Below are 7,831 nucleotides of genomic sequence, written 5' to 3' on the forward strand. Positions count from 1 at the left end.
ATCTTGACGGCGAGGTAGCCCAGAAAGATGTGAGCCCACCGCCCAAATCCACGGCGACTCGCAACGTTCAGCCCTCCCCGCTCCGGCCATCGATGTGATATAGGGCCGAGCGGTCGATCGGGCTTATACGGAATGTTCAACTCCAATTGTAAGAAAGGAGAACGCTCAACCGGCCACCCCGCCGTGACGCAGGGGTCATCTGGACACACTGTCCGGAAACGTGCCTGCCCACGGCCCACTTGAGGCGAGCCGACGCCCGGGCCCGGCGGCGGCCGGACCACCCCCGGGCGGTGCCCGACAGCCAAGCGCCGACCGCTTCCGCCGCTTACCCGGAGGCCGCCGACGCACGCGTGCGGAACGGATCAGTACCGCCGGACGGGGCCCCGCGGGCCCGCGCCGCCGTTAAGAGAGCGTTAGGAAAGGAGAGCGACGGGATCCCCAACGGCCGCCCTCCGGGACGGAAACCGAAAACAATCCTGTGGCAATCCGAAAGCAAAATTCCCTGTGAAAGTTCCCGGCGGTCCCGTGACGTGGCGGGCGTCACGTCCGAGTTACCGCCGACGGCCGCCGCACTGCGACCGGAGCGACCGCGTCCGGGGGTGCCGGGTACGTCACATTGTTACGCCGAGGTTTCCGGCCAACGCCCGTTTCGGCGGTGTGAACGGACCGGCTCGCCGTGTGAACGGACCGGCCGCCGACCGGGCCCGCATACGAACCCGCTCCAGGCGCACCGCCGTCACGGCCGGACAGCATTCCCCGTTCGGCGGGCCGCACGGGCGCACGGCCGCACGGCCGCACGGCCGCACACAACGGGCACGCCGTCGCGGGCAGCGGGCACGGCGGGCACGCCGTCGCGGGCAGCGGGCACACCCACGCGCGTACCGGGCACACCCGCGCGAGCCGCGGGCCGCACCGCTAGGGGACGGATAGGGGTGGAGGGCGGTAGCCGCCGCGGCTAGCCTCCGGCGGGAGGAATCACCGGTACGGCAGCGGCGTCATCGTTCGCCGGCGACCCCGCCCTCCCCGAGCCCGACGTGTTGTCCAGGGCCACCGCCCCGCGGGCGGTCACCCGTGATCCTCCCGGAAGCGCCTGCCGGCCAGGGCACGCCGATGTGACGCGCACGCGCGGGACGCGCTCGCGCGCAGACCGTAGAGGACGACGATGGCGACACCGCACACCCCGAGCGCGCTCCGACCCGGGAGCGTGCCCCGATGACCGCGTCCGGCCCCGGCGCCGAGGAGGCCGCCGGGCACGACGGCAGCGCTCCGGACGGGGCGCGCACCACCGTCACCGTGATCATCCCGACCTTCAACGAGGCGGACAACGTCGAGGAGTTGCTGACGCGCCTCGCCGCCGCCCTGCCGGCGCACCTGGAGTGCGAGGCGCTGTTCGTCGACGACAGCACCGACAACACCCCGGCCGCCATCGAACGGGCGGCCCTGACGTGTCCGTTCCCGGTGCACGTCCTCCACCGCGAGGTCCCGGTGGGCGGTCTGAGCGGGGCCGTCGTGGAGGGCCTGAAGGCCGCCGCGTCCGAGTGGATCGTCGTCATGGACGCCGACCTCCAGCACCCCCCGTCCCTCATGCCGGAGCTGGTCGAGACGGGCCGCCGTACGGGTGCCGAACTCGTCGTCGCCAGCCGGTACGCGGGCGGCGGCAGCCACGCCGGGCTCTCCGGCCGCTACCGCGTCGCGGTCTCGCGCGCCTCGACCCTCGTCACCAAGTCCCTCTTCCGCTCGGCCCTGCGCGGCATCAGCGACCCGATGAGCGGCTTCTTCGCCATCCGCCGCGACACCGTGCACGCCCAGGCCGGCATCCTCCGGCCCCTGGGCTACAAGATCCTGCTCGAACTCGCCATCCGCTGCCGCCCGCGCGCCGTCGCCGAGGTGCCGTTCTCCTTCCAGGAGCGGTACGCGGGCGAGTCGAAGTCGACCGTGCGCGAAGGCCTGCGCTTCCTCGCCCACCTGGTGTCGCTGCGCACCGCGACCCCGGTGGCCCGCATGGTGGCCTTCGGTCTCATCGGGCTGACCGGCTTCGTGCCGAACCTGTGCGGCCTCGCCGCGCTCACCGCGCTCGGCCTGCACTACCTGCCCGCCGAGGTCGTGGCCAACCAGTTCGGCGTCGCGTGGAACTTCCTCCTCATCGACCTGCTGCTCTTCCGCGGGCGGCGCGAGCACCGGCACTGGGCCGACCGTCTGGGCCGGTTCGCCCTGCTCGCCAACGCCGACCTGCTGCTGCGCATCCCGCTCATCGCGCTGCTCGTCGACGGCGCGGGCGTGGCGGTCCTGCCCGCCACCGCGCTGGCCCTCCTGACCACGTTCGTGATCCGCTTCGTCGCCACCGAACTGCTCGTCTACCTCCCCCGGCGCGGCCGGGCGGAAGACGTGGCCGCACCCGGGCACGCCGTGGCACCGGGGCCGCGGGAGGCGGAGCCGCGGGAGCCCGGGCAGCGCGAGAAGGAAGGCACGCCGTGAACACCGCCACCTCGTACGGCCGTACGGCGCCGGGGGTGCCGCGCGCGGGCGCGGCGCCCTCGGCGGTGCCCCCGGCCCCCTCGGCGGCCCCGCTGCTCGCGCGGATCGTGCCCGGGGACGTCGTCTGCCGCGAGTTCACGTACGACCCGGACGGCGTCGTGCTGCACCCCGACGAGGCGGCGCTCGTCGCGCGGTCCGTGGAGACCCGGCGCCGGGAGTTCACCACCGGCCGCCACTGCGCGCACCTGGCCCTCGACGCCCTGGGGCACCCCGCCCCCGCGGTCCTGCCCGACGCCAAGGGCAGCCCGGGGTGGCCCGCCGGTGTCGTCGGGAGCATCACGCACTGCTCCGGCTACCGTGCCGCCGCCGTCGCGCCGGCCGCGCGCGTCCGCTCCGTGGGCATCGACGCGACGCCCGGTGCGCCGCTGCCGGACGGCGTCCTGGAGGCCGTGGCGCTCCCGGCGGAGCGGCGGCGCGTGGCGGAGCTGCTGGCCCGGTGGCCCCGGGTGCGCTGGGACAGCGCCTTGTTCAGCGCCAAGGAGAGCATCTACAAGACCTGGTACCCGCTCATGCGCGCGCCGCTGGAGTTCGAGGACGCCGACGTGGTGTTCCACCGCGCGGACACGGACGCGGACACGGACGCGGACACGGGTGCGGACACGGGCACCGGTGCGGACGCCGACGCGGCCGGGGGCTCCGGCACCTTCACCGCGCGGATCCTGCCGTCCGGCCACCGCCCGGGCTTCCCCCGGGAGCTGCGGGGCCGCTGGCTGGCGCGGGGCGGGCTGGTCCTCACCGCGATCACGCTGCGCCCGGAGGGCTGAGCGCACCGGCCCGGAGCGGCGCATCCTTCCACGGGGGAAGGGGAAGGAGTCGCCGCTCCGGGAGACGGCCGGCCGGGAGAGCTCAGCGGCAGTGCCTGCGGCTTCCCGTGCTCCACCGTAGGGCGGCCACCGGCGGCGGCGTACCCCTAACCGGCCCTTACCGGGGGCCGTTCGGCAGCAGCCGGTGCGCCAGCTCCTCGATGAGCTTGTCCGTGGAGAACGGCGCGAGCAGGTCGGGCACCGTCAGGTCGTCGACGATCAGGCCGAGCACGGTCAGGTAGAGCAGCACGACGGCGACGCGGTCGCCGGGCAGCCCGGCGTCCAGGTGGAAGGCGATGTTCGCCTCCAGGTTCTCGGCCATGAACCGGCTCAGCTCCGCGTGGAGTTCGGGACGGCGGGTGGCCTCCAGGCGCATCTCCAGCAGGGCCAGGTGGCTGCTGCGGTCGGCGCGCATCCGCTCGACGAGCTGCTTGAGCAGGGTGGCGACGAGGTCCGTCGACGGCTCGGCGCGCAGGGTGTCGGCGAGCGCGTCCTCCGCGGGCATGAGCCGGTCCTGGACGCGCCGCATGACCTGGGCGAGCAGGTCCGCGCGGTGCGCGAAGTAGTTGCTCGCGGTGCCCTTGGGGACGCCCGCCTCCGCGTCGAGCGCGCGCAGCGTGAGGCCGCGTGACCCGTCCCGCGCGAGCACCTCGATCGCGGCGTCCAGCAGGGCGGCACGGCGGGCGGGGTTCTGTCTCATGACGGTGCTCGGTTCCTCTCCCGGAGAAGGCGGGGCCGCGGCGCACGGGCCACACACCCCCGCACTCAGACCACTGCAAGCAGAGTACGTCACCCGCCGTACAGTCCTCCGCGCGCCCCGCCGTACCGTCCCCCCGCACACCCCGCCGCGCCCGCCACCGGAGGGGCGGCGGGCGCAGCGGGGCCCGAGGGGGGCGCGAGCGCTACGCCGCCACCTCCACCCCGCCCCCGGCGAGGAACTGCGTCCGGTACAGCTCCGCGTACCTCCCGTCCTGGGCCAGGAGTTCGTCGTGCGTGCCGCGCTCCGCGATCCGCCCGTCCTCGACCACGAGGATCACGTCGGCGGAGCGCACGGTCGAGAGCCGGTGGGCGATGACGACGGCGGTGCGGCCGGACAGCGCCTCGGCGAGGGCCTCCTGGACGGCGGCCTCGGAGGTGTTGTCCAGGTGCGCGGTCGCCTCGTCGAGGATGACGACCCGCTGCCGGGCGAGCAGCAGCCGCGCGATGGTCATGCGCTGCCGCTCGCCGCCGGAGAGCCGGTAGCCGCGCTCGCCGACGACGGTGTCGAGGCCGTCCGGCAGGGAGCGTACGAGGTCGTCGAGGCGGGCGCGCCGCAGCACGTCCCACAGCTCGTCCTCCCCGGCCTCGGGGCGGGCGAGCAGCAGGTTCGCGCGGACGGACTCGTGGAAGAGGTGGCCGTCCTGCGTGACCATGCCGACGGTGTCGCGCAGCGACGCGGCGGACAGGTCGCGCACGTCCACGCCGCCGATCCGCACGGTGCCCGCGTCGGCGTCGTACAGGCGCGGCAGGAGCTGCGCGATGGTGGACTTGCCCGCGCCGGAGGAGCCGACGAGGGCGACGGTCTGGCCGGGTTCGGCGCGGAACGACAGGCCGTGCAGGACCTCGGCGCCGCCGCGGCCGTCGAGGGAGGCGACCTCCTCCAGGGAGGCGAGGGAGACCTTGTCGGCGGCCGGGTAGCCGAAGCGGACGTCGTCGAACTCGACGGCGACGGGCCCCTCGGGGACGGGGCGAGCGTCCGGCTTCTCGGCGATGAGCGGCTTCAGGTCGAGGACCTCGAAGACCCTCTCGAAGCTGACGAGCGCGCTCATGACCTCGACGCGCGCCCCCGCGAGCGCGGTCAGCGGCGCGTACAGGCGGGTCAGCAGCAGGGCGAGGGAGACGACGGCGCCGGCGTCGAGCGAGCCCTTCAGGGCGTAGAAGCCGCCCAGGCCGTACACCAGGGCCAGGGCGAGGGCCGAGACCAGGGTGAGCGCGGTGATGAACGCCGACTGGGCCATGGCGGTGCGCACCCCGATGTCCCGCACCCGGCGGGCCCGGGCCGCGAACTCGGCGGACTCGTCGGCGGGCCGCCCGAACAGCTTGACGAGGGTCGCGCCGGGGGCGGAGAAGCGCTCGGTCATGCGGGTGCCCATGGCGGCGTTGTGGTGGGCGGCCTCGCGCTGGAGGCGGGCCATGCGGGTGCCCATGCGGCGCGCGGGCACCACGAACACCGGCAGGAGCACCAGGGCGAGCAGCGTGATCTGCCAGGACAGGGCGAGCATCACGCCAAGGGTGAGGACGAGCGTGACGACGTTGGAGACGACGCCCGAAAGAGTGTTGCTGAAGGCGCGTTGCGCGCCGATGACGTCGTTGTTGAGGCGGCTGACGAGCGCTCCGGTGCGGGTGCGCGTGAAGAACGCGACGGGCATGCGCTGCACGTGGTCGAAGACGGCGGTGCGCAGGTCGAGGATGAGGTTCTCGCCCAGGGTCGCGGAGAGCCAGCGGCCGAGGATGCCGAGGGCCGCCTCGGCCACCGCGATGACCGCGATGAGCACGGCGAACCGGACGACGCGCGAGGAGGCGGCACCGGAGACGATGGCGTCCACGACCTGCCCGGCGAGCACCGGCGTGGCCACGGCGAGCAGCGCGGTGGCCACGCTCACCAGCACGAACTGGATGATGCGGCGGCGGTGCGGCCGGGCGAACGCGGTGATCCGCCGCAGGGTCGCGCGGGCGAAGGGACGGCGTTCCTGCTGGGCGTTCATGACGCTGTACATCTGCGTCCACGCGGTGGTTTCCATGCTCATACGGGGAACCGTAGGACCTCAAGCAATGTTGAGGTCAAGGGGCGGGCCGACGCGTGCGGCCGTGCCCGCCGCTTCCTTGACCGCCCCGTACCGGCCTCGTACGTTCTCTTCACTTCTTGAGGCCACCGCTCCGGTTGTCTCCGCTCCGACGTGAGAAGGCGAACGCATGCGAGGGCTACGAAGGCGCACGGCGCTGTCCGGTCTGTCGGTGTTGTCGATGCTGCCTGCGCTGTCGGCGGTGTCGGCGGTGGGCGGTACCGCCGTCGCCGGTGGCGTCGCCCAGGCCTCCTCCCGAAGCTCCCGCCGCCCCGCCCGGCCCCGGCGCCACGACCGGGCCGTCCGCGCGCTGCTCGGCCGGATGACGGTCGAGGAGAAGCTGGGCCAGCTCCAGCAGCTCGCGGGGGCCTGGGACACCGGCCCGGGCGGCAACAGCGCGAAGAGCGCGGTGGAGGGCGCGGCGCGGGCGGGGCGGCTCGGCTCGGTCCTGTCCGCCTTCGGCGCGCGGAGCACCAACGCGCTCCAGCGGGTCGCGGTCGAGGAGTCGCGGCTCGGCATCCCGCTGCTCTTCGGGCTGGACGTGATCCACGGCTGCTGGACGACGTTCCCGATCCCGCTGGCGCAGGCGGCGAGCTTCGACCCGGGCGTGGCGCGGACCGACGCGGAGGTCTCCGCCAAGGAGGCCCGCGCCAACGGCGTGCACTGGACCTTCGCGCCGATGGCGGACGTCACGCGCGAGCCCCGCTGGGGGCGCGTCGCCGAGAGCTGCGGCGAGGACCCGTACCTGACGGCCCAGTTCACGGCTGCCAAGGTCGCCGGCTACCAGGGCAGGGACCTGCGCGCCAAGGACCGCGTGGCCGCCTGCGCCAAGCACTTCGTCGCGTACGGCGGGGCCGAGGGCGGCCGCGACTACAACACCGTGGACGTCTCCGAGGCCCGGCTGCGCAATCTGTACCTGCCGCCGTTCCGGGCCGCCCTGGACGCGGGCGCGGCCACCGTGATGGCGTCCTTCAACACCGTCAGCGGCGTGCCCGCGCACGGCAACGCCCACGCGCTCACGGAGATCCTCAAGCACCAGTGGGGCTTCGAGGGGTTCGTCGTCAGCGACTGGAACGGCGTACGGGAGCTGGTGGCGCACGGCTTCGCCGAGGACGACGCGGCGGCGGCGCGGCTCGCGCTGACGGCGGGCGTCGACATGGAGATGGTCAGCACCACCCTGCGCGAGCACGGGGAGCAACTGCTGCGCGAGGGGCGGATCGACGCGGGCCGCCTGGACGACGCGGTGGCGCGGATCCTGCGGCTGAAGTTCACGCTCGGCCTCTTCGACGAGCCGTACGCGGACGAGGGCGCCGCCGTGGCCGGTCCGGTGCCCGCCACGCGCCGGGCGGCGCGCGCGGCCGCCGCCCGCTGCATGGTGCTCCTGAAGAACGAGCGGGGCACGCTGCCGCTGCGGACGTCGGTCGGCTCGGTCGCCGTCGTCGGGCCGTTCGGCGACTCCGGTGACCTGCTGGGCACCTGGACGGTGCCCGCGGCCGCGGAGAAGTACCCGTCGGTGCGGGTCCTGGACGCGGTCCGGCGCGCGGCGCCCGGGGCGCGGGTGACGTACGCGCGGGGCCTGGCCGCCGACGGCCGGGACACCCGCGGCATCCGGGCGGCCGTGGCGGCCGCGCGCGCCGCCGACGTCACGGTCGTCGTCGTGGGCGAGCCCCC

General features: G+C 74.4%; 5 protein-coding genes. 3 read left to right on the forward strand and 2 right to left on the reverse strand.

Features of this window, described 5'->3' with window-relative positions; translation table 11 throughout:
- Positions 1-1,212: 1,212 nt before the first annotated feature.
- Both IE330_RS13025 and IE330_RS13030 read left to right on the forward strand, forming a co-directional pair.
- Positions 1,213-2,475 carry a glycosyltransferase gene (locus IE330_RS13025; RefSeq protein ID WP_190136120.1) on the forward strand — a complete coding sequence of 421 codons (1,263 nt, stop codon included), beginning with the start codon at positions 1,213-1,215 and terminating at the stop codon, positions 2,473-2,475.
- Entirely contained in the window at positions 2,472-3,299 is an 828-nt protein-coding gene (locus tag IE330_RS13030) for a 4'-phosphopantetheinyl transferase family protein (RefSeq protein WP_229925598.1), read from the forward strand. The genes IE330_RS13025 and IE330_RS13030 overlap by 4 nt, the downstream gene beginning before the upstream one ends.
- Before the next feature lie 157 nt (positions 3,300-3,456).
- Here the strand turns inward: IE330_RS13030 and IE330_RS13035 are convergent, their stop codons facing one another.
- Positions 3,457-4,038 (reverse strand): TetR/AcrR family transcriptional regulator, encoded by a 582-nt coding sequence (locus IE330_RS13035; protein ID WP_190136121.1) that lies wholly within the window; start codon positions 4,036-4,038, stop codon positions 3,457-3,459.
- A gap of 202 nt (positions 4,039-4,240) precedes the next feature.
- Positions 4,241-6,124, reverse strand: coding sequence for an ABC transporter ATP-binding protein (locus IE330_RS13040; protein ID WP_190136122.1), 1,884 nt, complete (start codon positions 6,122-6,124; stop codon positions 4,241-4,243).
- A gap of 358 nt (positions 6,125-6,482) precedes the next feature.
- Between IE330_RS13040 and IE330_RS13045 the strand changes: the two genes are divergently transcribed.
- A partial coding sequence (locus tag IE330_RS13045; RefSeq protein ID WP_229925601.1) for a glycoside hydrolase family 3 protein occupies positions 6,483-7,831 on the forward strand: 1,349 nt, incomplete at its 3' end.

The organism is Streptomyces longispororuber (assembly GCF_014656095.1).
Taxonomy (GTDB): domain Bacteria; phylum Actinomycetota; class Actinomycetes; order Streptomycetales; family Streptomycetaceae; genus Streptomyces; species Streptomyces longispororuber.